Source organism: Ferruginibacter albus, from assembly GCF_020042285.1.
GTDB classification, from domain to species: domain Bacteria; phylum Bacteroidota; class Bacteroidia; order Chitinophagales; family Chitinophagaceae; genus Ferruginibacter; species Ferruginibacter albus.
The window spans coordinates 558,068-582,252 of sequence record NZ_CP083388.1 but is presented as its reverse complement, the minus strand read 5'-3'; the positions used below and the strand labels follow the sequence as shown (position 1 = coordinate 582,252).

22 protein-coding genes and 2 tRNA genes are annotated in these 24,185 nt (G+C 36.1%); 7 read left to right on the top strand and 17 right to left on the bottom strand.

The window, feature by feature from the left end; all coding sequences use genetic code 11:
• Positions 1–10: 10 nt before the first annotated feature.
• The 5 genes from K9M53_RS02640 to K9M53_RS02620 form a co-directional block, all read right to left on the bottom strand.
• Positions 11–1,549 (bottom strand): hypothetical protein, encoded by a 1,539-nt coding sequence (locus K9M53_RS02640; protein ID WP_224017730.1) that lies wholly within the window; start codon positions 1,547–1,549, stop codon positions 11–13.
• Complete coding sequence (locus tag K9M53_RS02635) at positions 1,530–3,110, bottom strand: NAD(P)/FAD-dependent oxidoreductase (protein ID WP_224017729.1); 1,581 nt, start codon at positions 3,108–3,110, stop codon at positions 1,530–1,532. The genes K9M53_RS02640 and K9M53_RS02635 overlap by 20 nt, the downstream gene beginning before the upstream one ends.
• Positions 3,111–3,288: 178 nt before the next feature.
• A complete protein-coding gene (gene rpsG / locus K9M53_RS02630; RefSeq protein WP_224017728.1) occupies positions 3,289–3,756 on the bottom strand; it encodes a 30S ribosomal protein S7 in 468 nt (155 codons plus the stop codon).
• A gap of 38 nt (positions 3,757–3,794) precedes the next feature.
• Positions 3,795–4,175 carry a 30S ribosomal protein S12 gene (rpsL, locus tag K9M53_RS02625; RefSeq protein WP_224017727.1) on the bottom strand — a complete coding sequence of 127 codons (381 nt, stop codon included), beginning with the start codon at positions 4,173–4,175 and terminating at the stop codon, positions 3,795–3,797.
• 150 nt (positions 4,176–4,325) lie between these two features.
• Positions 4,326–5,390: a branched-chain amino acid aminotransferase gene (locus K9M53_RS02620; RefSeq protein WP_224017726.1), complete on the bottom strand. Its 1,065-nt coding sequence runs from the start codon at positions 5,388–5,390 to the stop codon at positions 4,326–4,328.
• A 52-nt stretch (positions 5,391–5,442) separates the two neighbouring features.
• Here K9M53_RS02620 and K9M53_RS02615 point away from each other — a divergent pair, with 52 nt between their 5' ends.
• From K9M53_RS02615 to K9M53_RS02605, 3 genes are read left to right on the top strand one after another with little or no spacing between them, the layout of a single operon-like run.
• The gene (locus K9M53_RS02615) at positions 5,443–5,943 is read left to right on the top strand and encodes a hypothetical protein (RefSeq protein WP_224017725.1); all 501 of its coding nucleotides are present in this window, start codon (positions 5,443–5,445) and stop codon (positions 5,941–5,943) included.
• Between the two features lie 39 nt (positions 5,944–5,982).
• Positions 5,983–6,564, top strand: a complete 582-nt coding sequence (gene rdgB, locus K9M53_RS02610; RefSeq protein ID WP_224017724.1) for an RdgB/HAM1 family non-canonical purine NTP pyrophosphatase — start codon at positions 5,983–5,985, stop codon at positions 6,562–6,564.
• Between the two features lie 5 nt (positions 6,565–6,569).
• On the top strand, positions 6,570–7,001 hold the full coding sequence (locus K9M53_RS02605) for an acyl-CoA thioesterase (RefSeq protein WP_224017723.1): 432 nt from the start codon (positions 6,570–6,572) through the stop codon (positions 6,999–7,001).
• On the opposite strand, the gene K9M53_RS02600 is transcribed toward K9M53_RS02605, so the two are convergent.
• From K9M53_RS02600 to K9M53_RS02590, 3 genes are all read right to left on the bottom strand, one after another.
• On the bottom strand, positions 6,998–7,735 hold the full coding sequence (locus tag K9M53_RS02600) for a shikimate dehydrogenase family protein (protein ID WP_224017722.1): 738 nt from the start codon (positions 7,733–7,735) through the stop codon (positions 6,998–7,000). The genes K9M53_RS02605 and K9M53_RS02600 overlap by 4 nt on opposite strands.
• Positions 7,735–8,505, bottom strand: a complete 771-nt coding sequence (locus K9M53_RS02595; protein ID WP_224019168.1) for a phosphosulfolactate synthase — start codon at positions 8,503–8,505, stop codon at positions 7,735–7,737. Before K9M53_RS02595 ends, K9M53_RS02600 begins: the two co-directional genes overlap by 1 nt.
• A 107-nt stretch (positions 8,506–8,612) precedes the next feature.
• Positions 8,613–10,034, bottom strand: coding sequence for a tetratricopeptide repeat protein (locus tag K9M53_RS02590; protein WP_224017721.1), 1,422 nt, complete (start codon positions 10,032–10,034; stop codon positions 8,613–8,615).
• A gap of 157 nt (positions 10,035–10,191) precedes the next feature.
• Here K9M53_RS02590 and K9M53_RS02585 point away from each other — a divergent pair, with 157 nt between their 5' ends.
• A complete protein-coding gene (locus K9M53_RS02585; protein ID WP_224017719.1) occupies positions 10,192–10,551 on the top strand; it encodes a hypothetical protein in 360 nt (119 codons plus the stop codon).
• A gap of 51 nt (positions 10,552–10,602) precedes the next feature.
• Here the strand turns inward: K9M53_RS02585 and K9M53_RS02580 are convergent, their stop codons facing one another.
• The 4 genes from K9M53_RS02580 to K9M53_RS02565 all read right to left on the bottom strand — a co-directional run bounded on the left by K9M53_RS02580 (position 10,603) and on the right by K9M53_RS02565 (position 15,127).
• Positions 10,603–11,244, bottom strand: coding sequence for a hypothetical protein (locus K9M53_RS02580; protein ID WP_224017717.1), 642 nt, complete (start codon positions 11,242–11,244; stop codon positions 10,603–10,605).
• A gap of 91 nt (positions 11,245–11,335) precedes the next feature.
• On the bottom strand, positions 11,336–13,189 hold the full coding sequence (gene yidC / locus K9M53_RS02575) for a membrane protein insertase YidC (RefSeq protein ID WP_224017714.1): 1,854 nt from the start codon (positions 13,187–13,189) through the stop codon (positions 11,336–11,338).
• 119 nt (positions 13,190–13,308) lie between these two features.
• Positions 13,309–13,932 carry a 50S ribosomal protein L25 gene (locus tag K9M53_RS02570; RefSeq protein ID WP_224017712.1) on the bottom strand — a complete coding sequence of 208 codons (624 nt, stop codon included), beginning with the start codon at positions 13,930–13,932 and terminating at the stop codon, positions 13,309–13,311.
• 244 nt (positions 13,933–14,176) lie between these two features.
• Positions 14,177–15,127: a ribose-phosphate pyrophosphokinase gene (locus tag K9M53_RS02565; protein ID WP_224017710.1), complete on the bottom strand. Its 951-nt coding sequence runs from the start codon at positions 15,125–15,127 to the stop codon at positions 14,177–14,179.
• Between the two features lie 66 nt (positions 15,128–15,193).
• On the opposite strand from K9M53_RS02565, the gene radC reads away from it, so the two are divergent.
• Positions 15,194–15,895, top strand: a complete 702-nt coding sequence (gene radC, locus K9M53_RS02560) for a RadC family protein (protein ID WP_224017708.1) — start codon at positions 15,194–15,196, stop codon at positions 15,893–15,895.
• A 328-nt stretch (positions 15,896–16,223) separates the two neighbouring features.
• Here the strand turns inward: radC and K9M53_RS02555 are convergent.
• From K9M53_RS02555 to dnaA, 3 genes are all read right to left on the bottom strand, one after another.
• A tRNA-Pro gene (locus tag K9M53_RS02555) sits at positions 16,224–16,298 on the bottom strand.
• Between the two features lie 33 nt (positions 16,299–16,331).
• Positions 16,332–16,420: transfer RNA gene (locus K9M53_RS02550), tRNA-Ser, on the bottom strand.
• 176 nt (positions 16,421–16,596) lie between these two features.
• Positions 16,597–18,030 carry a chromosomal replication initiator protein DnaA gene (dnaA, locus tag K9M53_RS02545; RefSeq protein ID WP_224017706.1) on the bottom strand — a complete coding sequence of 478 codons (1,434 nt, stop codon included), beginning with the start codon at positions 18,028–18,030 and terminating at the stop codon, positions 16,597–16,599.
• A gap of 555 nt (positions 18,031–18,585) precedes the next feature.
• Here dnaA and K9M53_RS02540 point away from each other — a divergent pair.
• A complete protein-coding gene (locus tag K9M53_RS02540; RefSeq protein WP_224017704.1) occupies positions 18,586–18,984 on the top strand; it encodes a DUF3127 domain-containing protein in 399 nt (132 codons plus the stop codon).
• A gap of 119 nt (positions 18,985–19,103) precedes the next feature.
• Positions 19,104–20,711 (top strand): NAD(P)/FAD-dependent oxidoreductase, encoded by a 1,608-nt coding sequence (locus tag K9M53_RS02535; RefSeq protein ID WP_224017702.1) that lies wholly within the window; start codon positions 19,104–19,106, stop codon positions 20,709–20,711.
• A 14-nt stretch (positions 20,712–20,725) separates the two neighbouring features.
• Here K9M53_RS02535 and K9M53_RS02530 read toward each other — a convergent pair whose 3' ends face one another.
• Positions 20,726–21,742, bottom strand: coding sequence for a GumC domain-containing protein (locus tag K9M53_RS02530; RefSeq protein WP_224017700.1), 1,017 nt, complete (start codon positions 21,740–21,742; stop codon positions 20,726–20,728).
• A gap of 9 nt (positions 21,743–21,751) precedes the next feature.
• Positions 21,752–24,019, bottom strand: a complete 2,268-nt coding sequence (locus K9M53_RS02525; RefSeq protein WP_224017698.1) for a polysaccharide biosynthesis/export family protein — start codon at positions 24,017–24,019, stop codon at positions 21,752–21,754.
• Positions 24,020–24,185 lie beyond the last annotated feature (166 nt).

The following is a 24,185-nucleotide window of genomic DNA, read 5'->3' as shown; positions in this document are numbered from 1 at the left end:
TTAACACTCCTTATTCGAGGGTTTTAACAGGCTTGATCAATTGTTGAAATATCCAAAGCAGGAAGGGCAACGTTAAGGTGATAATAAAAATATGATAGCGGAAGGTAGTAGGCGCTAACAATACCACAAAAAAGAAATTCCCGACAAAAAAGAAGCCATAACAGATCAATGCTTTATTAAAAAGTGCCGGTTGGGTTTTGAATTTTTTACTGATCAAATACACTATTACTATTGCCAGGAATGCAATATTCAATATCATGAAAATGTACTTCCAGGGATAGATCAAATAAGTATATACCCAAGGGTGATTACGCCCTGATCTGTTAGTGCTGTAACCATAATACTCCTGTACAATCCTTTGAACTGTATCCGGCTTTGCGGAATATTCTTCATATGCTTCAAAAGAGGGTAAAAAATAGTCGGCACTGTTTGGCTTTATAAAACGGTTAAAGTACGCTCCGGGTTTTTGAAAAATAACTGCCTGCCCAAATTTGCTGTAAATAGGTCCCAGCGCTGTCCATGCTTCAAAATAGCCGGTGCTGAAATTCTTTTGCGCATACACATTTACATACTTTTTTAAAGGGCTTCCTTTATCCCACATGTAAACACCGGTAAGATTTGCTGTATCATATTCCGCTTTTGAAGTATCCATGTTATGCTTAACAAAACGATATACATCTTTTACATCCGCATCATCAATATGGGTGGTATCTATATTTCTATCACTATGTAAAAGAAACATCGCATTATTCGCAATTTGCCATCCGCCAAAGGCAGAAAAGGTGCGGGTGCCGGTAACCTCCTCGGTAGTGTTCATTAAACCAAAGATCAATACACCGATTATAGCAAAATTGGCAAACACGGTAACCGCTTTTTGCCATATTTGTTGTTTGGTTAATAAAACTGCTATCAATGTAAAAAAAGGAAAGATGATGGCGTTATATCTTAATTTAAATAACACCAATAAGAGCAGCAATTGTATAGCAGTATAATACCAGGTCGGGCGCTTTAATATCCAAATTAATAAGGTGAACCATACAACAGATAAGCTGCTGAAAAGAGAATCGGATAAGATAAAATTACTGCATAATAAATACAGCGGATTTACCAGGAGCAAGATAAAAAGTGCATACTTATTTGCTTTTCTGAAATTGAAAAAATAAGTACAGGTAAAAAATAAAAAAAGATTGGCGAATACGCTGCTGAAATATTGCCCGGCTATTAATGCAAAATCTGAATTTGAGAACTCCTTAAAAAAACGGATCACCTGGCTGTATTGCACAGGACGAAAGCTTATATCCTGGTTATCTCTTGCTACTTGTATGTAGGTATTTGAATCGGGATAATATAAAGGAACGGGATACAAAAGGCGAAGAACGATAAAATATAAAATGCTGATGCCAACAGCACTCCAAAAGAATTTGCGGTTTTCCTGCGTGCGTATAAATTTAGAAAACCGGTTTGCTTCAACCACAGCTTTTGTTTGTTTTTTGGTGGTTGCTTTATCAGTGTTTACTGAAGGAGGAGTATTATTTTTCTTTTGTTTCATGATACTCTTGTTCGGTATTTACTTCCCAGATATTTTCTTTACTTACCTGATCATTGCAAATATTGTCAACTGCCGTCATTGCAGTTAACATGCTATGATCGGAGTTATTGTATTTATGCATTCCGTTGCGTCCTATCAGGAAAAGGTTATCAAATTGATTTAAATAATCTTTCACAGTATCAAACCGATCGTAGGTTCCAAAATAAGCAGGATATGCTTTTTCCATACGCACAATAGTAGTATCCAATACATCTGTCTGTTTTATTAACCCGATCTTCTCCAACTCGCTCATCCCTAATTTTTTTAACGCCTCATCGGGCATCGTCCAAAGCTCATCTCCTTCTTTACAAAAATATTCCATGCCTACCCAAATATGATCTTTATTGTTTACCATAAAAGGGCTCCAGTTATTGAATATTTGTAAGCGGCCTACTTTTACATCCGATTCCTGTATATAGATCCAGTTATCTTTTAACTCTGTATTACTTGTTGTAGCAGCGCTTTTATTTAAACTGAACTTGCTTAATAAAACTCCTACAGTTATAAAATCACGATACATTAATCCTTCTGCCACTTCTTTTACATCATTAGGAATTGAGGTATTCAGTTTTGCTACCAGCTCCTTCACGGGCATGGAAGAGAAGAAATAATCCCCTTCCAATAGTTGTGCTTCACCGGTTACAGCATCTGTTATTTCAACAGAAACAATTTTATTATTGCTGACATTAATCTTAGAAACATTTTTATGCATCAGCACCTGCCCTCCACCACTATTAACTTGTGCAGCTACTTCTTCCCACAATTGACCGGGACCATATTTGGGATAAAGGAATTTTTCGATCAAACTGGTTTCTGCATCCTTCTGATGTATGTCATTTTCTTTTTTTCCTAAGGATTGCTTTACAGCATGCGAGATAGCCTTGCTAATGCTTACACCTTTTATGCGCTGTGCGCCCCAATCAGCCGATATCTCGTTACAAGCGATGCCCCAAACTTTTTCTGTATAATCTTTAAAAAAGGTTCTGTAAAGTGTATCACCGAATTTATTAATGAAAAAATCCTCCAGGTTCTTTTCTGGTTTTATAGGTCGCAGGCGAATCTTAATATAAGATGCCAGGATTTTTAAAGAGCGACTATAGCCTAACTTTCGTAACGTTTCCAAAGAAAGCTTTAAAGGATAATTAAAAAACTGGCGCAAAAAATAAATACGAGAAAGTCTTGAACGTACCAACATTATCTTATTGGCATCTTTATTAGCTACATTCTGTTCGTTAGGAAGAATTTGCGTGGACCTGTTCCGGTAATTGATGGTAAATTCTTTTTTTGCAGATTCTTCCAGAGGCATGATATCGAGCCACCAGTTCATTACCCTATCACTCTTACTAAAAAATCGGTGTCCGCCAATATCGATCCGGTTTCCTTTGTAATTAACGGTTTTACTGATACCTCCTATATCGCCCGATTTTTCTAAAACAGTGGGTTGTATATCAGTTCTTTTCAGCAATTCAAAAGCTGCTGTTAAACCTGCCGGACCTGCGCCAATAATTATTGCTTTTTTCATGGAGGATAAACCCCTAGGCTTTTATAATAAGAGTTAAAATTTAAAAACTTTGCAAGATTACGATATTTAATGTATTGCTGCTTTAAATACACAAAATCATACTAAAATTTAGTACCTCTACTATAAAAAATAAAGCCACTTAAGTAAGTGGCTTTTATATAAAAAATCAGTAATCGTTCTAAACTCTAAAGTGAGCAAATGCTTTGTTTGCTTCTGCCATACGGTGAGTATCTTCTTTCTTTTTGAAAGCAGCTCCTTCACCTTTACTTGCCGCTACAATCTCATTCGCTAATTTTTCTGACATGCTGCGACCGTTTCTTTCACGGCTGTAACGTACCAGCCATTTAATACTTAAAGATATTTTTCTGTCCGCACGTACTTCAGAAGGGATCTGAAAAGTAGCACCACCGATACGGCGGCTGCGAACTTCTACACTTGGAGTAATGTTAGCCAATGCTTTTTTCCAGATTTCATAACCATTTTCGTTGGTTATTTTAGCCACTCTGTCTAAAGAATCATAAAAGATAGTGTATGCACCACTTTTCTTTCCTTCCCACATTAAATTGTTTACAAAACGTGTAACCAATTTATCATTGAATTTTGGATCTGGTGCTAATGGTAATTTCTTGGCTTGTGCTTTACGCATTGTTGTTTATTTTTTATCAGCCCTGTTAAGGGTTAGAGTTATTTTTTAGCTTTTTCTTTTTTAGTACCGTATTTACTGCGGCTCTTCTTACGGTCTTTTACACCTGCAGTATCCAAGCTACCACGTACAATATGGTAACGTACACCCGGTAAGTCTTTTACCCTTCCACCACGAATTAGTACGATAGAGTGTTCCTGCAAATTATGCCCTTCTCCAGGGATATAAGCAATAACTTCTACTTTATTAGTCAAACGTACTTTGGCAACTTTACGCAAAGCTGAGTTTGGCTTTTTAGGCGTAGTAGTGTAAACTCTTGTACATACACCACGACGTTGAGGACATTGATCCAAAGCTCTTGATTTGCTCTTAGCCTTGATAATTTCTCTTCCTTTTCTTACTAACTGTTGTATTGTAGGCATTCTTACCTTTTATTTTTAGGACGGCAAAGGTAGGAAAATAATTGAAAAATGGATAATTACTAAAGAATAATTTTTCAAATTGGGGAGAAAATAAAAAAACCGCCTTAAAAGACGGCTTTTTATTATCAATTTTTTACTTAAAAACGATCATTATACTTTTACCATCCAACTATGTGTGTCAGGCTCTTTACTGTTGCGGATAGCATCGAGTTTACGCTTTAAAGCAGGAGAAACTGTCCATTTATCAATATCGAATTGCATTACAAAATCTTTGTATTTTAATTCTTTTATGGGAGAAATGGTGGCAGCCGTTCCTGTACCAAAAGCTTCTTTCAGGTTTCCGGCTTTGTATGCTTCTATCAATTCATCGATACTTAATAAGCGTTCTTCTACTTCAATTCCTGATTCTTTTAATAACGTAATTACTGTATCCCGGGTAACACCGGCTAAAATAGTTCCTTCATCTAATCCGGGCGTAACTGCCTTATTCCCGATAATGAACATTACATTCATGGTTCCTACTTCCTGTACATATTTATGCTCATTCGCATCTGTCCACAACACCTGATCGTAACCTTTCTTTTTAGCTAATTCTGCCGGTAACAGGCTGGCTGCATAATTACCTGCATTTTTAGAAAATCCAACGCCGCCGGGAGCCGCACGGGTATAGGTTTCTTCTACATAAATACGCATCGGCGCACTGTAATATGGACCTGATGGAGAAAGTAAGATCAGGAATTTATATGTTTCTGACGGGCGCACGCCTAAGGCGGCATCTGTAGAAAACATGAACGGACGTATATATAAAGAATGATCTGCTTTTTGAGGTATCCAGCTTTTATCAATGCTGATTAACTTACGCATTCCTTCAATAAATATTTCTTCAGGAACAGGAGGCATCATTAAGCGTTCTGCAGAAATATTAAATCTTCTGTAATTATCCTGCGGACGGAAGATAAAAGCATTTCCTTCGGCATCTTTATATGCTTTAATGCCTTCAAAAATTGCCTGTCCGTAATGCAATGCAGCGACCGATGGTTCCAGCAATAAAGGTTGATATGGTTTGATCTCAGGAGTTTTCCATTCTCCGTTTTCATAATCCACTTCCAGCATATGGTCAGTGAAATATTTTCCGAATGGAATATTTCCCATGTCAAAATCTTTCAATTTACTTTGCTGTACCCTTGTAATGTTAAATTCCGTTGCTGCAATCATAATACTTAATTTTACTACAAAGTAACGAAAAAAGAGAGAAAAAATTACGCTAATGAGCTTAGATAACATTCAATTACCATCAATAGTGTTGCAGGATTTGTATAAAAAATCTCTGAATGAATTTGAGGTAAAGCAAACGAGTGCTTCTGTTGCTACTGCAAAAGAAATTTCATCATTAGGTAAAAACAATAAGCGAATTACCATTTTGGTTGCTGATAAAGAAGCACTATATCTACCGGACGAACAGTTGAATTTTTTATTAGGTATTTTATCTGCTTGCAAGTTAACAATGGAAGATGTGTCCATTGTTAATGTTGAGAAAAACAAAGGACTTACTTATAAGTCGATAGTTGACGAATTAAAGGCAGAAAAGGTTTTTCTTTTTGGCATCGAAACATCTGTCATTGATCTGCCAATTGCTTTTCCGGTTTATCAACTACAATCGTATAATAACCAGGTTTATTTAGCTGCTGCTTCGTTAATTAATCTGCAAAATGACAAAGCAGAAAAAATGAATTTGTGGAACTGTCTTAAAAAAGTGTTTTCAATTTAATTTGTTTCACACAACGGATACCATCTGAATATTTATATAATGGAGAAATTAATTTTTGCTACCAATAATCAGAATAAAGTAAATGAAGTAAGAAAAGTATTAGGCAATTTGTTTGATATAGTTACTTTAAAAGAAGCAGGCATTGATATAGATATTCCTGAACCGCATAATACATTGGAAGCGAACGCTACTGAAAAATCTTCTACCATTTATACGCTTACCGGCAAGAACTGTTTTAGTGAAGATACCGGCCTGGAAGTAGAAGCATTAAACGGCGAACCTGGAGTTAGAAGCGCCCGTTATGCCGGTGAGCATGCGGCTTTTGAAGATAACGTTCAAAAATTATTATTGAATTTAAAAGATGTTGACAATAAGAAAGCTCAATTTAGAACTGTGATTTCGTTAATACAAAACGGAATTGAACATCAGTTTGAAGGAATATGTAAAGGAAAGATCATTGATGAGAAAAGAGGAACTAACGGCTTCGGGTATGACCCGATTTTTATTCCTGCCGGAAGCGAAAAAACTTTTGCTGAAATGGAAATGGAAGAAAAGAATTTATTTAGTCATCGTAAAAAAGCGATGAAGAAACTGATTGATTTTTTGACACAAAATGTTTGATTAAAATGGCTAGAGTTAAAATAGAAATACCTTCCGCTGCAATTGGAACTGTTACCATTCCTGTACGTATAACGGACTTGAATTACGGCAATCATGTAGGCAACGATTCATTTATTTCTATTCTTCATGAAGCAAGAGTACAATGGCTACAACAACATGACCTAAGCGAGCTAAACGTTGGTGGCTGCGGATTGATAATGGCTGACCTGGCTATTGAATTTAAGAGTGAATCTTTTTACGGAGATATCGTTGAAATAAAATTATCTGCGGGAGAAATATCAAGAGTTGGATTTGAATTGTATTATCAATTATCTGCCAAAAGAAATGATGAAAACGTTTTATTGGCAAATGCTAAAACAGGAATGATCTGTTACGATTATACTAGTAAGAAAGTAGTTGCTGTACCTGAGAGCTTAAAATCAATTCTTATGAATTAACTATTCCAGATCTTCCAGCTTGCTTCTGCCTGTAACACCAACATATCGTATCCGTTTTGAATAGCTGTGCCCTTCTCTTCTCCTTTTTGTAAGAATAATGTTTTAGCAGGATTATATACCAGATCAAATAAATAATGATCAGAAGTTAATAAGCTATAAGGTATGTCAGGGCAAACATCTGCATTAGGAAAAGTGCCAACCGGTGAACAATTAATGATTACTGTATATTCCTTACCTATAACTTCGTTTATGGAAGAGTAATTGATGAAACCATGCTTCAGTTCAGCATTTCGGGTTACTGTTAAAAATTCAATATTCAATTTTTGCAACACATATTGTACAGCTTTTGCCGCACCGCCCGTGCCTAATATCAATGCCTTTTTATGGTGAGGTTTTAAATGCCTGGAGAACGATTGTTCAAAACCTATAATATCTGTATTATAGCCAATTAATTTATCACCGCTTATTTTAATACTATTGGTAGCGCCAATAAATTTTACTTCGTCTGAAAGTTCTGTAATGTATTGTAAAACCTGCTCTTTGTAGGGAATAGTTACGCTTAAACCTTTTAATGAAGGATTGTTTTTTATTAACGCCGGGAATTCTTCAATAGTTGGTATAGGAAAAGCTTCAAAGGAACAATCAGTAAGGTTTTCTCTTTCAAATTTTTTAGTAAAATATTCTTTTGAAAAAGAATGCCCCAGTGGATAACCTATTAAACCGTAAAGCTTCATTAAGCATTTTCTTTATTAAGATACAAATGGAAAGAGTCTCCGCGTAAACCAACACGCATTGCTTCTAATGCAATTACTTCCGAAGGTGCTATATTGCCAAGGTTTACATTGCAACCGATCAATTCTAAAAAATACAATTGTTGTTCTTTTTGAGGAGCTTCCCACAATATTTTTTCTTCCGGGATCTGAGTTAAAATTTCCTGCACCAGGCCTTCCCTCACTTCGCCTGAACCTCTATAAATGCCAACATTCCCCGATTCTCTTGCTTCTGCAATAACATAGCTGGAGCCCGCTTCCAGTTCAGCTTTCATTAATTCGATCCATTTATAAGGAGGAATAATATGTGCAGCATCTTTACTTCCAACTTCGCTTAATACCGTTCCATGCTTAGTAAGTTTTTCAATATAAGCGCATTTTTCTGCATGGGGAATTGTAATAGAACCATCACTCACTTCCATGTAAGAGATCCCAAATTCTTTACAAACATTTATGTAATCATTAAACTGGTTGCGAACTAAAAAAGCTTCAAACAAAGTACCGCCAAAATATACCGGAATATCATATGAACGATATACTTCCAGCTTTTCTTTAAGATTAGGTGTAACAAAAGAAGTTCCAAATCCCAACTTTACAATATCAACATGAGGGTGAGCAATACTCATGAAGTTTTTTGCCTCTCCAATGCTTAAGCCTTTATCCATCACCATAGTAATGCCATGAGTACGAGGCCTTTGATTACGTTGAGGCATCTGTGTAAGATTAAAATTCATGCTCATCTGATTTTTTTAAAAGTGCGGCAAAGATAACCACTACAATGCAATCTACCATCATTGTTAAAGCAATTAACAACCCTATTAAATTAGTGGACTAATGATTATTAAATGGATTTATTTCTTTTAAAGCGTGCAATAATATCAACCACCGGCTGACTTTGCAATATAGCAGGATTTAATTCAATTAATTTCTTAATAAGTTTAGGGGCTTTCGCCATTCCTTCTTCCAATTGTAGTAACGCCTCTTTTGATTTACCTAATGCGAACAGAAAAGCGCTTTTATAAAATAGGAATATGGGCTTATCTGCTGTTTGTTTTATAGCATAATCTGTATATTCAACGCCTTCTTCAAAACAGTCTGATTTGTACAGAAAACGTAATAATTCCAGCCAGTAATTGACATTTTTAGGTTTTATTTTTAATGCCTGCGCAAAATATTGAATAGCTTCTTCTACTTTTCCTGATTCGCTGTAACATTGTCCCATTGCTAAATTATATTCAGATTGAGAAGGGTGAATACGCATAGCTGCTTCCAGGCTTTTAATAGCCCGCTCCCACTCACTTTCGTTCATATACGTACAAGCTATTTTATAATGTAGTTGACTATCTTCCTGGTTTAAATGCACTGCTTTTCTGTAATGAAATCTTGCCTGGGCATAATTCTGCATCTTATCGTAACAATGCCCTATTGCTTCATAAATAACGTCTTCCGGACGTGACAATTCCAATACTTTTTGCAGTGCTTCAATGGCTTCTTTGTATTTTCTCAAACGCAGATAAGCATCGCCCATATTACGCCATGCATAATCAAACTTTTCGTCAATAGCTACTGCATATTGATAGGCATCAATTGCTTTTTCATAAAGTTTTATCCCCTGGTAAGCTGCAGCCAGGTTAAACCATGCCAATTCACTAAATGGATAATCATCAATTATTTTTTGATGCAGCCGGATACCTTCTTCATTTCTGCCTGTAAAATCAGTCCAGAAACAAATTTTATACAAAGCCTCTTCATTATTGGGGTCTTGCTCCAAAATCATTTTGAGGCAATCAAATACTTTTTCAAAATTTTCGTAGTCATCGTACACATCTGCCAATTCAAATAATAACTCCAGGCGCTCATCACCGCTGAAATAATCTAATGCAGCCTCCAAAACGACAGCAGCTTTTTCCTGCTGGTCCAGGGCGAGATAGGCATCCGTTTTTAATATATATAAATTGATATCACTTACATCCAGCACTTCTGCTTTTCCCAAATAATAGAGTGATTCTTTGTATTGTTTATTGGCAATGAGCAGATCTGCCTTTTTAATTAATAAAGAGGAGGAATAAGGATATTGTTCAATAGCGTAATCAGCCGCCTCAATAGCGTCTTTTAGCTGATCTTTCTCGTCAAAGTAATCGATGATCTTTTCAAAAGAATCTTCCTCGATAAAGGAGTGGGCTTTCCCGTTTTTGAGGTTTTGGTACTGGTTCAGTAATTCCCTCATTTCTTCCCTGTCCTGGCGATATGGATATTTACTCATGTTGACTTGGATTACTGTAAATTAATGAAATTTAAAATATCGAGCAATATTTTAACTATTTTAAATAAAATGGTTAAAAAAATGTCAAAAAAATTGATAACTCTTAGGGCCAAATCCGTAAAGTTTTAATATATTTGTAACGTAAAATTTAATCTAGATGAACAGATTATTCTCAACGATGCTTTTGGTGACTTTGGTGTTCTGCACTGTTCAGGCTGCTATAACTGATAGAGGCTCAGGCAAGAAGAATAAGAAAAAGTCCGCTACCGCTGCTCTTAACATTACCACAACTACAAGTTTAAGAAATTCGATTTTATTTAACCTGAAATCAGGCTTAAAATATAAAGGTAGCTTTTTGACTGGTACTCAGACTATTGGAAGTTCCATTATTGAAAACTCGATAGTTACTTACCAAAAAGGGAATACAACTTATATTATTCCTTACAAACACAAAATACTAATGCCTGAAAGCAGTAAAGGTTATACCGGTTTCAAATTAGTAATTCAGCCAAAATAATTGCTTACTAAAAGTCATTTTAAAGCCCTCAAATCGAGGGCTTTTTTATTACTATTTCTGTTGACTTTCATCGTAGGTCATTACCCGGTAACCTGATTTTGGGATATCAAATTTAGCAGTAGCAACGGGACTAAAATCTATAGAAGACAATGTATATAAGAACGTCATTTTACCTTTTTGAAACTCATATTGAACAGGTAGACCGGGAATATTTTTAAATAAAGGCTCATATTCCTTATCAAAGACTGTTATGTCTGTTGTATAGTAAACTGTTATTGAGGTTCCATTTTCTAATTGTGCCGTTGCCTGCTTACAGGTATAACCATTGATCTTTTTAGTTTCGGCAGTAGTTTTAAATGTTACACCGGTAAACTTTTTAAACTTATCATCCCAGTTATCTTTTGTTAGTGTGATCATTAGCTTTTGTCCGCTGTATTGTTTTAAAATCACACTGCTTCCATCTTTTGCATTGTGTATGGTAGTTTCGTTACCCAAAGCATTTACCAGGTCAACACGACTTAAGCCACCTTTAATATATATGGTAGTTGTGGCACTGTCTGTAACAGCATTTCCTTTATCAGCATTTTTAATGTAAGTAGTATAAGAGATCGTTCCTTCTGAAAGCGTTTTCTGAGAGAACAATTGATATTTAAGAAAGAAAAGACTTGCTCCTAATAGTATAATTTTTTTCATTTTTAACTTATTACCTTAAAGATAGTAATAATAAAAAGACCCGTAAACAATACAATAGTTTACAGGTCGTAAATATTTAACAGGAAGTGAATTAGATATTTCCTTTACGCTTATTTAAATTGTCCTGCGCTTTTTTGTTGCTTTCCTGCATTTCCTGGATACGCTGCTGCAGCTTGCTCATTTTTACAGGCTTTTTACGGTTCTCTTCTATTTGTGCTAATATCTTATTGTGGTCAATAATATATTTCTGAATTACAACCTGGAGAATAAGTGTTATTGAGTTTGAAATGGTGTAATACCATGTTAACGCTGCAGGTAATCTATTAAATACTCCTAATAATAAAACAGGAAAAATGTAAGGCATGTACTTCATAGCAGGATTTGAATTATCCTGCATGTTAGCCATTCCATATATTGAGATCAATAAACTTGTTGCGACTGCCGTTAATGTAAATAAGCTTACATGATCTCCATAGAAAGGAATAGAAAAAGGAAGTTTGGCAATTACATCATACGACGCCAGATCTTTCGCCCACCAAAACGATTGTCCACGTAAATCAATATTAGATTGGAAGAAATAGTATAATGACATAAAGATGGGAATCTGCAGCACTGCCGGCAAACAACCTCCTAACGGGCTTACTCCTGCACTTTTCCAAAGCTTCATTTGCTCCATGCTCATTGCCTGTTGATCACTGCCGTATTTTTCCTTTAACTTATCGATCTCCGGTTTTAATGCTTTCATTTTAGCGCCACTAACATAACTCTTATATAAGATTGGCGATGTAAGGATGCGGATAAATAAAGTCAACAAAAGAATTACCACACCCATGCTAACCACATGATCTTTTAAGAAATCAAACACCGGTAATAATACATGGCGATTAATATATTTTACAAATGCAAACAGTCCGCTTCCGTAAGGTACAATTTGAGACATACCATTATTATACTTGTTCAATACATGATAATCGCTTGGTCCAAAATAAAATTGTAAGGGAACAGCAGCAGTGCTGCCATTTAAGGGCAGATGCAAATTAGCTGTTGATTGTAATAAGGTGGTACCGGAATCATCAACAAGAGGTGCTCGCCAATCAATAGTAGCGCTTTGAAATTTATTTTTATCTGCTAATGCCGTAATAAAGAATTGTTGTTTAACGCTTAACCAGTCAACCGGCTTTTCAAAAGTTTTTTCACCAATGCCTGTACCTCGTTCAAAATCGTATTTGTCATCAGTTAAATAGCCAACCTGCATTTGCTGTCTTTCATAATGAACATCTTTTTCAATCTGTGTTGCTCTTACCTGCCATGAAAGATTCAACGTATTTTGTGTAACTAATTTATCAGCTCCATTTATTCCAAGAGAAAAATCCAGCAAATAATCATCAGCATGTAATGTATATTGATGTGTTATTTCTTTACCGCTTGAATCTTTTAAGCTAAAGGAAATATTTTGACTTTTATCCGCGTTGGTTGTTACAACTCCGTTTGAAAAACTGAGATCATTTATTGATGCAGTTCCACCATCTCCCGAATTTATTCTATAAGAAAAGTTAGAAGAGTCGTTGTTTAATAATATTACCGGTTTACCATCAAAGGTTTTATACTTTTTTAGTTCAACCGATTTAGGCTGTGCTCCCTTATTGGTAAATGTTATTTTAACTACCGCATTTTCCAATACACTTAATTGTTCAACTGCATTATCCTGTTTTTTAAAAACATTTATGGGTCCTGCTGCTTTAACACTATCTTGTTTAGGATGATTTTTTAAATAGGCAACAGAATCTCTTATTGCTACTTGTCTTTGCACCTGTGCAATAGAATCCGCCATTATTTTTTGTTTTGCTTCGTAAGCATTCTGGTCTTTCATGTTGAAATAAAAGAAGCCAGCCATTAATAACCCTATCAGCACAAATCCTATTATCGTATTTCTATCAAATCCCATATTTAAAATTTAAGTGCGCAAGTTAATTAAGTTTAACCGTTTATGGTTTAATAGTTTACCTTAATTGATATTATTAAAAAAGCCCCGCAGAACGGGGCTTGTATAAGAAAAAATTAGATTTATTTTTTCGCAGCAGGTGCAGCAGCAGCAGGTGCTTTTGCAGCTTCTGCTTTTGGAGCAGCAGCTTCTTCCTGTTTCAGCTGACGCGTTAATGTTACGGATGCAATAGGAATACGAGGAGAGTTCATGATCTCTACGTTTTCTGCTTTTACATCTTCTACACGAACGTTACCGTTTAATTCTAATGCCGAAATATCCACTTCAATGTTTTCACGCAAATCTTTTGGATACAATTTTACTTTCAACGATTTGATCTTAGTAACCAATTTACCACCCGCTTTTACGCCGGCAGGAGTACCTACAAATTTAATAGGCAAGGTTACTACTACTTTTTTGTCTTCTACTAATTCTAAAAAGTCAACGTGAGCTAATGAGTCAGTTACTTTGTCAAATTGCAGATCTTTTAGCACGCATTTGTGTGATTTACCACCTACTTGTACATCAATAACCGTAAAATCGGGTGTATACACCACGCTTTTAAATGCCGCTGCAGGAGCTGAAAAGTTAACCTCCTGTGCACCTCCATAAATTACAGCTGGCACTTTTTCCTCAGAGCGAAGTTGGCGGGTGGCTGCTTTGCCAAATTCGGTCCTGATTTGTCCTTCGATTGTAATCGTTTTCATTTTAAAAATTTTAATGAGGCGCAAAAGTAAGGAAAATTTACGGTTTATGACGTACGATCTACGATTTATTTAATCGCCAAGGCAGAATCTGCAAGGGTTTGTTGATTTTTGGCATTTCCGCTGATAGGCTGGGGGATGGAAGCGGAAAGCCCGCTGAGGATTTGTGCGTTGGGCCGTGGCGGACTTGCAGCGAACAGCCCGAACCAGTGTTCAATATGTACTAAAGTTGACAGCCCAAAAGAAATTACTTCTTCTCTCTCATGCTGCGAAGAAAAAGACTGTTGATGCTTTTATTTTCAAAAGCATTCCGAATAGCTGTAGCAAATAGGTCATCCGTAGATACTACTTTTATTTTACCTGTCTCTTGTTTTAAAGGAATAGTGTCGGAAACAACCAGCTCTTCCAACACACTGTTGTTGATATTATCATAAGCCTTGCCGCTTAACACCGGATGCGTACAAAAAGCACGAACACTGCGGGCTCCTTTTTCTTTTAATAATCCGGCGCTTTTAGCCAATGTACCACCGGTATCACAAATGTCGTCAATAAGTACAATGTCTTTATCTGTAACATCGCCAATTACCACCATGCTGGCAATTTCGTTGGCACGTTTGCGGTGCTTATCGCAGATAACCATTTCCACTTCAAAATAAGAAGCGATCTCACGAATACGATTGGCACTACCAACATCAGGTGCTGCAAAGGTTAGGTTGGATAATTTTAAATCTTCAATATAAGGAATGAAGATGGCTGAAGATTCGAGATGATCAACCGGAATATCAAAATAGCCTTGAATTTGCGGAGCATGTAGATCCATTGTGATCACTCTGTCTGCGCCGGCTGCAGTAAGCATATTAGCTACCAACTTAGAACCGATTGCAACTCGTGGACGATCTTTCCGGTCTTGTCTTGCATAACCGTAATAAGGAATAACTGCAATTACTTTATATGCCGAAGCCCTTTTTGCTGCATCAATCATCAACAACAATTCCATCATATTATCGGTGGGTGCAAAAGTGCTTTGAATTAAAAACACAAATTGTCCACGTATGCTTTCCTGGAACTCTACTCCTATTTCACCGTCACTAAAAGTTTGGATGTTAACCTTACCTAAAGGTTCGCCAAATTTTTTTGCGATTTTTTCTGCTAAATATCGAGAGCCAGTGCCGGAGAAAAGTTTTACGTTGGATTCCATAATAAGAGTAATTGTAATAAGGTGGTGCGAAATTATTATTAAATAACGATGTTTAAATTATTAGTGATGAAAAATTTCAACAAAGCTTCCACGTCTATTAAAAACTGGGCAATTGATGACCGGCCAAGAGAAAAACTTTTATTAAAAGGCGCAATATCATTAAGTGATTCAGAACTACTGGCAATATTGATCAATAACGGCAGCAAAGAAAGATCTGCTGTAGACCTGGCAAAAGAAGTATTGCAATTGGGTGATAATAATCTGAATGAATTAGGAAAACTTACCTTGAAAGACTTGCAAAAAGTAAAAGGCATTGGTGAAGCAAAAGCTATTACCATTGCGGCTGCACTAGAATTAGGGAGAAGAAGGCATGGAGCTTTGGTGTTGAATAAACCTGTTGTGAAAAGCAGCAGGGAAATTGCTGCTTACCTGCAAACAATTATTAAAGATTATAACTATGAAGTGTTTGCTGTGTTGTTTTTAAACCAGGCGAATAAAATAAATCACTTCGAAATTATTAGTAAAGGCGGCATTACCGGAACTGTTGCAGACCCGAGAATAATATTGAAAAAAGCATTGGAAGAAAATGCTACTTCATTGGTGTTATGTCATAATCATCCATCGGGAAACTTACGACCCAGCAGGGCTGATGAAGAACTGACCTATAAGATCAAAGAAGCTGCTAAATTTTTCGATATAAAAATAATAGACCATATTATTGTGAGTGAGGATGGTTATTACAGCTTTGCTGATGAAGGGATTTTGTAACTATCGCTTTGATAAAAGATTCCACTGTATATAACTACCATAAAATTTTAAAGCTTTCGCCTCCACAGCCGGCGAGGCTGCGTAACTGCAACGGCGCTGCTTTTGCTTCTTTAAAAAAATATGCTACGCATTTTTTAATCTCGCCTTCAGCGATACCAAACCAAAAGAGACGCCTTATGCAGTTACTGGTGAGAATGCGAAAAGATACTTGCCTATGATTTGTAGATTAAATTACTCGGATAATAAAACTGAGTTGTAAAAATAATAGAGACGTTACAAGACTTAAACAACAAAGCCCTTGCATAAATGCAAAGGCTTTTTGATTTTGTCGGGATGGCAAGATTCGAACTTGCGACCTCCTGGTCCCAAACCAGGCGCGATAACCGGGCTACGCTACATCCCGAACATTAAACCGGTAAAAAGATCTTTATTCTTGCGGAGAGGGTGGGATTCGAACCCACGGTACAGTGTTACCCGTACGACGATTTAGCAAACCGTTCCTTTCGGCCACTCAGGCACCTCTCCAAAGTCCTGAATAATTAAGGGTGGCAAAAATACAATTCAACAACGTAATACCCAAAACAAATTGAAAGAAATGGAAAATAAAAAAAACTAAATTCCAAAAAGACAAATTCCAAATTCCAAGATGCAAAGGCTCTGGAATTTGGAATTTGAAATATGTTATCTGTAATTTATAGGGATTACATGGCTGCCAACTGAACTTTCTGCTGTAGCTCTAATACGCTTTCTTTAAACAAGCTATCCGTATCCATTAGATCTTTAACGGTTTGACAACTGTGTATTACTGTAGTATGATCTCTTCCTCCAAAATGTTCACCGATTGTTTTCAATGAATTTTTAGTGAATGCTTTTGCAAGGAACATTGTTATCTGGCGGGCTTGTACAATTTCACGCTTGCGGGTTTTTTGTAACAACTTATCGTACGGAACATCAAAATACTCACATACCATTTTTTGAATGGTATCAATGGTAATTTCTTTGCTGGATGATTTGACAAAATTCCGTAACACTTTCTTAGCTAATTCTAAGTCTATCTCTCTTTTGTTGAGCGAAGATTGTGCCAACAAGGATATCAATGCACCTTCCAGTTCACGTACGTTACTATTAATATTGTAAGCAATGTACTTTACAACTTCCTTCGGCATATCCAAACCATCGTTCTTCATCTTCTTCTCCAAAATCTCAATCTTGGTTTCGTAATCCGGAGATTGCAGATCAGCACTTAAACCCCAGCGGAAGCGACTTAACAAACGTTCCTGAACACCTTCCAGGTCTTTTGGTGGCTTATCAGTAGTTAATATTAATTGTTTACCGCTTTGATGTAAATGATTGAATATAGAGAAGAATGCGTCCTGTGATTTTTCTGCCCTGCTGAAGAATTGTACGTCATCTATAATTAATACATCTATCATTTGATAAAAATGTATAAAATCGTTGATGGCATTATTACGACTGTGGTCAATAAACTGGTTGATAAATTTTTCAGAGCTTACATATAATACCACTTTGTTAGCATGCAATCTTTTTACTTCATTGCCGATTGATTGTGCCAAATGTGTTTTTCCCAAACCAACACCACCATAAATCACCAATGGATTAAAAGAAGTTCCTCCCGGTTTTTCAGAAACAGTTTTACCCGCTCTTCTCGCCACCCTGTTACAATCGCCCTCAATAAAAGAATCGAATGTATAGGCGCTGTTAAGCTGCGGATCAATCTGCATCTTTTTTAAACCCGGAATCACAAATGGGTTTTTAACGGGGTTATTTATAACTAAAGGAAAATCCATTTCGTTGTTTGAATATGATTTATATCCCTGACCCGGTACATCTACTGTAAGGGGTTTGTTTTTACTGTTTCCACTGTCAACCATTATACGATACTCCAAACGGGCATCTTTCCCCAACTCTCTTTTAAGCGTTTTAGCTAATAAGCTTATATAATGTTCTTCAAGATACTCAAAAAAGAATTGACTTGGAACTTGTATTGTAAGTACTTTGTCTTTAAGAGCTACCGGTTTGATTGGTTCAAACCAGGTTTTGAAATGCTGCCACTCAACAATGTCTTTGATTATATCCAAACAGTTCGACCATACTTTATCAAAAACTTTCTCCATTATTCCTTAAGCAATTAATTTATGTTGAGTAAATATTTTTTCCTAAAAAACTCAAATATTTTTTCCAAAATGCATTGAATCAAATTTATTGAGCAAGACAGCGAATATCAAATTTATTTGTTGAAAAAAAAATTTTTTATTCACTTGTTTTTTTACTTGCAATAGCAGAATGGGATTTTGAAAAATTTATTTTTTTTCTTCTCAGAGATTTGCAACCAACTTTTCCAAATATAGCCTTTTTTTTCTCCGGTTTTTTATAAAAAATTTACGATGGCTTTTGACCAAATTCTTTGTCTATAAAGGATTTTAGCCATTTAGAGCTATTTACCAAATACGAAAAACTTCTTTTCGATTTCAGGAACAAAAGATATTCAAATATTTTTACACCTATTTTGAATTTTATTTTTTATTTTTTAAATCTTTACTAAAAAACAGGATGAGTTTAATAAGGAGTGTGGATAAGAATTTGTTGCATCGTATGCAAATTTGAAGTGGGAAAACTCGTTGGATTTTTGTGAAAGAATAAAATTACTTTTGACCCTTCAATTACAAACTATGAGTTACGAATTAAGCGGCAAATTGGTTGCTAAATATGATACAGTGCAGCGCACAGGCACTTTTAAAACAAGAGAATTTGTGGTAGAGAAATCGGACATAATCGGTGACAGGACCATTTCAAATTTTGTAAAGTTTCAATGCGTGCAGGATAAAACAGCCATTGTTGACAGAGTAAATGTAGGCGATGAGATAAAAGTACATTTCAATATAAAAGGTAGCCGTTGGGAAAAAGACGGAAAGGTTAATTATATAACTAACCTGGATGCGTGGCGTATTGAACAGTCTTTAAAAGCAGGCAATGCCGAAGCTGCGCCGCAAACCAATAATGAATATTTAGAACCATTGGATACTTTTTCTGCTACATCGCCTGATGCAGTAGATGATTTGCCATTCTAAAAGTGAATGGTGAATAGCCAATAGTGAAAACACGTTGGTTTAAATACTTTTGAAGATTTTATTATCCACCATTACCCATTCACTAATTAAATTTCCGGAATTGAAATCCGGCGTTTATCATGCAACAAAAATTCTCCTTTAAATTATTACCTTCCGAGGCTGCTAATAATGATGTTGTAAAAACATTAATAGCAAAGACTGCCGGTAAAAAAGAAAAGTCAATAACCGGTTTTTTTATTGAGAAAAGATCAATTGATGCAAGAAGTAAAACCATTTGGATCAACCTTACGGTGAATGCATTTATTGATGAACCTTACCAACAACGCCCTTCTCTTCCATTTAATTTTAAAGATGTTCATTCTGCCGATAAAAAAGTAATTATTGTGGGTGCTGGACCCGCGGGCTTGTTTGCAGCCTTGCAATTAATTGAATTGGGTATACAACCTATTATTTTAGAAAGAGGAAAAGAAGTACGGGCAAGAAGAAGAGACCTGGCTGCGTTAAATAAAGAAGGGATTGTAAACTCTGAAAGTAATTATTGTTTTGGTGAAGGTGGTGCAGGCACTTATAGCGATGGAAAACTATATACACGCAGCAATAAGCGTGGCGATATCAACCGAATATTAAACCTGTTCGTGCATTTTGGTGCCGAAGAAAAAATTTTATACGAAGCTCATCCGCATATTGGCACTAACAAATTACCTCATATTATTACCGCCATGCGTCAACAAATTATTGATTGCGGAGGCGAAGTATTATTTGAAAAAAAATTTACTGATTTTGTTGTTGATAAAGAAAAAATCGTTGCTGTTAAAACACAGGATGGTTCTATATTTAAAGCAGATGCAATTATATTGGCAACCGGACATTCAGCAAGAGATATTTTTGAATTATTGCACAGCAAGAATATTTTAATAGAGGCAAAACCTTTTGCGTTGGGCGTTCGTATTGAACACCCGCAAAGCTTAATTGATTCTATTCAATATCATTGCTTAGTTAGAGATGAAAATTTACCGCCGTCATCCTACAGTTTGGTTCAACAGGTAAATAATAAAGGAGTGTTCTCTTTTTGTATGTGCCCGGGTGGAATTATTGCGCCTGCGGCAACAGGTCCAAATGAACTGGTGGTAAACGGCTGGAGTCCATCTAAAAGAAATAATCCATATGCAAATAGTGGAATGGTAGTTCAGGTGGAAGTTGAAGAAGCTGTACAGTTTTTGAAATCACAAATTCAAAATAACAAACTTCAAAATACAGATTCTAAATTCCAAATTGATAGCCCATTGGCGTTAATGCAGTTTCAACAAGTAGTGGAACAAAAGGCTTTTACTGCAGGCGGAGGAAAATTTGTTGCTCCTGCGCAACGCATGACTGATCTTAGTAATAACAAGCTTTCTTCCTCATTACCTGGTTCTTCTTATTTACCCGGACTGGCTTCTGTTTCATTAAAAGAAGTATTGCCTGATTTCATCCATCGATCTTTATCAAAAGCATTTATTGAATTTGGTAAAAAGATGAAAGGCTATTTTACCAATGATGCTGTTGTAGTAGCTACAGAAAGCAGAACATCATCTCCCGTGCGTATTCCAAGAGATGCTGCATTACTTACGCATCCTCAATTAAAAAACCTATATCCTTGTGGAGAAGGTGCAGGCTACGCAGGCGGTATTGTTAGCGCTGCAATGGACGGCGAAAGAGTAGCAATACAAATTGCAAATGTGATTTAAAATAAGAACTATTCTTATGCCTTTGTTGATTTAGACATCGCTTTTGATATCTCAGCCTTGATCAATTGCTTTAATAACTCCCACAATAATAAAATTATTGTCAGCAATGCTGCAACAATAAATGCGCCAATTGCATAAACGAGTGATGAAGCTTTTTTTACCTGGTAAGGCGGATTGGGTTTATCCAACACAGCAACTATAGGTGTAATTTTTTGAAGCCTCCACACCGCTTCTTCCCTGTTATTAATAGCAATATCCTGTTCACGGGTGGTTCTTAATTTTTCTTCTTCAATATTGTCTTTTGGTAACGAATATTGTATTTTATCTACCGGAGTAAAAAGAGTTGAATTATGCATTCCTATAATTCTTCCATCCAATGAGTCCAGCGCATGCTGCAACGAATCGATTTTGACCAGTGTAAACTTATAGTCTAACGTTGCTTTTTCAATTTTTAAGTTGATATAAAACTGTGAAATAGTTGAAATGATCGCCTCTGAAACAGGCTTAACTAATTCTTCATTAGTAGAAGTAAAATTTAATTCCAATACACCATTCTTATTTAAGCGTGCATCTAAACTCGGTTCTAATAATTGGCCGCCGGTCATTGCTAAGGAAGCACTGTCTGTAGGCATTTTGATCTTTTCTCCAATTAAAGGAAAGGCATGTTTATTGGCCTCTTCAATCAATAATTCTGCGACGGTTTTATTGTTCCATTTTCCGGACAGTTTAATCAATGCTGCAGATTCTCTTACATTCCGGCTTTTGGTAAGTTCGATAATATTTACGCTTGCATCTACATTAAAATTTTGCGTGGTAGTCCCTAACCCCAAAAGTCCGCTCAACGAATTCGGACCGCCATTCTCGGAAGAATTATTTAATGGAAAAAGTGTAGCCTTTGAAGTGTATTGAATGGTTTTAAATTTAGCAACAATAAAAAACAACGCTGCAGCCACAATACTTATTGTAATGATCAGTGCTTTAAACCTGCTTACTTTTTCTACAGCCGCTTTTAAAAAATCATTTGAATTCACGCTGCTAAATTATTTTATATACTTAAAAATAAATCCTCCAATAATAATAGGAATGGTCGCTGTAATACCCTGTACAACTACATTTCCAACATCGGTTCCCTGCGGGCGTTCGGGAACTGTAATAACAGAACCATGATCTACCTTTGGATAAAAGTGTATAAAGAAAATATTGGTTGTACGTTTGCTCTTTCCATTAGCATAGGTTACATAAATCCTTTTTCTCCAGGGACGAATACCAAAACCGCCGGCCTTATCAATATAGTATAGTAACTTTTTGTGATCGCTGTCAAAGGTTATTTTAAGCGGAGATTGCACTTTTCCCTGCACCCTTACAAAAGGATTTATTTCAGGTAGATAAATAACATCGTTTTCCTGCAGTACTACATCATTTTTAGAATTGGGGGATCTTAATGCTTTTTCCAGATCAATGCTAACAGGTTCCCTCATGCCTATCAGGCTGCTGTCTGAACGTCCATTATTTATAATTGATTCTCTAAAAAGATCGGTTTTGTTTCTAAACAAGATAGCGCCGGATAGGTCTGCATTTTCTCTTACTCCTCCTGCACGATTCACATAACTTGACAGACGTTCATTTTTATTTAGTTTAGAATATTGACCGGGATACTTAAACAATCCTAACAATTGTACATTTTCCTGGAATTGAAAAGTTGGATTTTTTCTTACAAAAACCTGGTCGTATGGTTTTAGCATTATATGCGATGCTACAGAATCTAAAGCAAGGTTGGAAAGCACTGCATAAGATTGTATAACTGTCCGCGTAGGTTTTAATCCTTGCTTGGCTGAATCCATATCTACAATGCTAGATATTTCCAGCCTGCCAAACTCAGCTGATGATTTTAATCCACCGGATAAATAAAGAAGGTCTTGTAAGGTCATACCTCCATATCTTCTTACTTTCCCCGGTTTGCGCACCTCACCGGAAATCTCTACATACTCTTCATCTAAAAATTCATTAGAAGCGAACAGTTGTATAATGTCATTAGGTTCTAATAAAATATTATTTGGGTTGGCAAGACTAAACCGATCTTTATTTATATCTGTTAAGTCTATTTCCAACCTGTCTGATTTTATAGAAGTAGAGTCTCCTGTACTTCCACGAAATACAAATGCTCTTTGCAAATATGTATTTTTAGTAATGCCACCTGCACGGTTTATCACATCAAACAAATGATCTCCTTTTCTTAATTCATAATTACCGGGATAAGCTACTTCACCTTTTAATTCCACTTTGTTGGTTATACCCGGGCGTATCAGATCTGCTTTTACAATATCACCATCGCTTAACGCAAAGTCTTGATTAGTTATATTGAGAATGGCAGTAGCATTAACATCTTTGATCACCTGGCTTTCTTTTTCAGTGCGAATTACTTTAACATCAGAAGTAAAAGCATCCGGTGTAAAACCACCTGAATACCTGATTAGGTCTTTTAAGCCTTCTTCTTTTTTTAATTGATAATACATAGGTCTTTTAAACTGACCTGTTGCAAACACCTTCTTTTCATAAAAAGTCACTAAAACAAAATCATTATTTTGAAGATAGATATGCGAGCCTATATCTCCTGAGGTAAGATATTTATATACATCCAGCCTATCGATCACTCTTCCGTTTCGTTTAATTTGTATCTCTCTTAAATTACCAAATTGAGTAATGCCACCCGCCAATCCTATTACATTAAATGCATTGGAAAACGCCGAAATAGTTACAGGACCCGGGTTTGCCACTTCCCCACCTACATTTACATTGATCGATCTCGGCTCTCCTAAAGTAATTTCTACATTTGTACTGGCAGGCACTACGCTTTTAAAACGTGAATAAATCAAAGCACGTGCGGCTTCAAATTTTAAGCCCTGCACCATTATTTTTCCAAGACCGGCAGGAAAAATAGAGCCGTCTTTTGCAACAATATAATCTTCCTGGTATTCACCACCGCCCCATAGCGCCACTATAATATGATCACCGACGCCTATCGGGTAATCTAATGGAGGAGTAGATAATTCGCCGACATTATAAGTTGCTGTGTTTTGAAATACATTGGCCCCATATGTTTGTTCAGGATTATAAGCCTCTGCTTTGATATTATCTTTTTGCGTGCTGTCGTGATCGAGTGTTTTATTCTCATTCTTCTTTACATCCTCTGTATTTGATTTATTAATATCAGCACCATTTGATGGCTTTTTACTATTGTTGTCATCAAAATATTTTCTGAAATTTTGTTGTGTCATTTGTGTGGGATCAATTCCACTTTGCTGCAACACATCATTTATATTTTGTTGATTTAAAGATTGTTCCCGGGGAGCCGTACTCGGAGGTTGGCATTGAGCAGAAATAAAAAAGCAAATTGTAAAAAGGAATAAGAGAACCGAGTGTCTTTTTTTAAAAAACGCTAAACTAAATTGCATTTGTCGGGAGTTAATTTTCCTT

Coding starts and splice junctions, on each gene's coding strand:
- K9M53_RS02640 (WP_224017730.1), bottom strand. CDS start 1,549: ATGAAACAAAAGAAAAATAATACTCCTCCTTCAGTAAACACTGATAAA.
- K9M53_RS02635 (WP_224017729.1), bottom strand. CDS start 3,110: ATGAAAAAAGCAATAATTATTGGCGCAGGTCCGGCAGGTTTAACAGCA.
- rpsG (WP_224017728.1), bottom strand. CDS start 3,756: ATGCGTAAAGCACAAGCCAAGAAATTACCATTAGCACCAGATCCAAAA.
- rpsL (WP_224017727.1), bottom strand. CDS start 4,175: ATGCCTACAATACAACAGTTAGTAAGAAAAGGAAGAGAAATTATCAAG.
- K9M53_RS02620 (WP_224017726.1), bottom strand. CDS start 5,390: ATGATTGCAGCAACGGAATTTAACATTACAAGGGTACAGCAAAGTAAA.
- K9M53_RS02615 (WP_224017725.1), top strand. CDS start 5,443: ATGAGCTTAGATAACATTCAATTACCATCAATAGTGTTGCAGGATTTG.
- rdgB (WP_224017724.1), top strand. CDS start 5,983: ATGGAGAAATTAATTTTTGCTACCAATAATCAGAATAAAGTAAATGAA.
- K9M53_RS02605 (WP_224017723.1), top strand. CDS start 6,570: ATGGCTAGAGTTAAAATAGAAATACCTTCCGCTGCAATTGGAACTGTT.
- K9M53_RS02600 (WP_224017722.1), bottom strand. CDS start 7,735: ATGAAGCTTTACGGTTTAATAGGTTATCCACTGGGGCATTCTTTTTCA.
- K9M53_RS02595 (WP_224019168.1), bottom strand. CDS start 8,505: ATGAATTTTAATCTTACACAGATGCCTCAACGTAATCAAAGGCCTCGT.
- K9M53_RS02590 (WP_224017721.1), bottom strand. CDS start 10,034: ATGAGTAAATATCCATATCGCCAGGACAGGGAAGAAATGAGGGAATTA.
- K9M53_RS02585 (WP_224017719.1), top strand. CDS start 10,192: ATGAACAGATTATTCTCAACGATGCTTTTGGTGACTTTGGTGTTCTGC.
- K9M53_RS02580 (WP_224017717.1), bottom strand. CDS start 11,244: ATGAAAAAAATTATACTATTAGGAGCAAGTCTTTTCTTTCTTAAATAT.
- yidC (WP_224017714.1), bottom strand. CDS start 13,189: ATGGGATTTGATAGAAATACGATAATAGGATTTGTGCTGATAGGGTTA.
- K9M53_RS02570 (WP_224017712.1), bottom strand. CDS start 13,932: ATGAAAACGATTACAATCGAAGGACAAATCAGGACCGAATTTGGCAAA.
- K9M53_RS02565 (WP_224017710.1), bottom strand. CDS start 15,127: ATGGAATCCAACGTAAAACTTTTCTCCGGCACTGGCTCTCGATATTTA.
- radC (WP_224017708.1), top strand. CDS start 15,194: ATGAAAAATTTCAACAAAGCTTCCACGTCTATTAAAAACTGGGCAATT.
- dnaA (WP_224017706.1), bottom strand. CDS start 18,030: ATGGAGAAAGTTTTTGATAAAGTATGGTCGAACTGTTTGGATATAATC.
- K9M53_RS02540 (WP_224017704.1), top strand. CDS start 18,586: ATGAGTTACGAATTAAGCGGCAAATTGGTTGCTAAATATGATACAGTG.
- K9M53_RS02535 (WP_224017702.1), top strand. CDS start 19,104: ATGCAACAAAAATTCTCCTTTAAATTATTACCTTCCGAGGCTGCTAAT.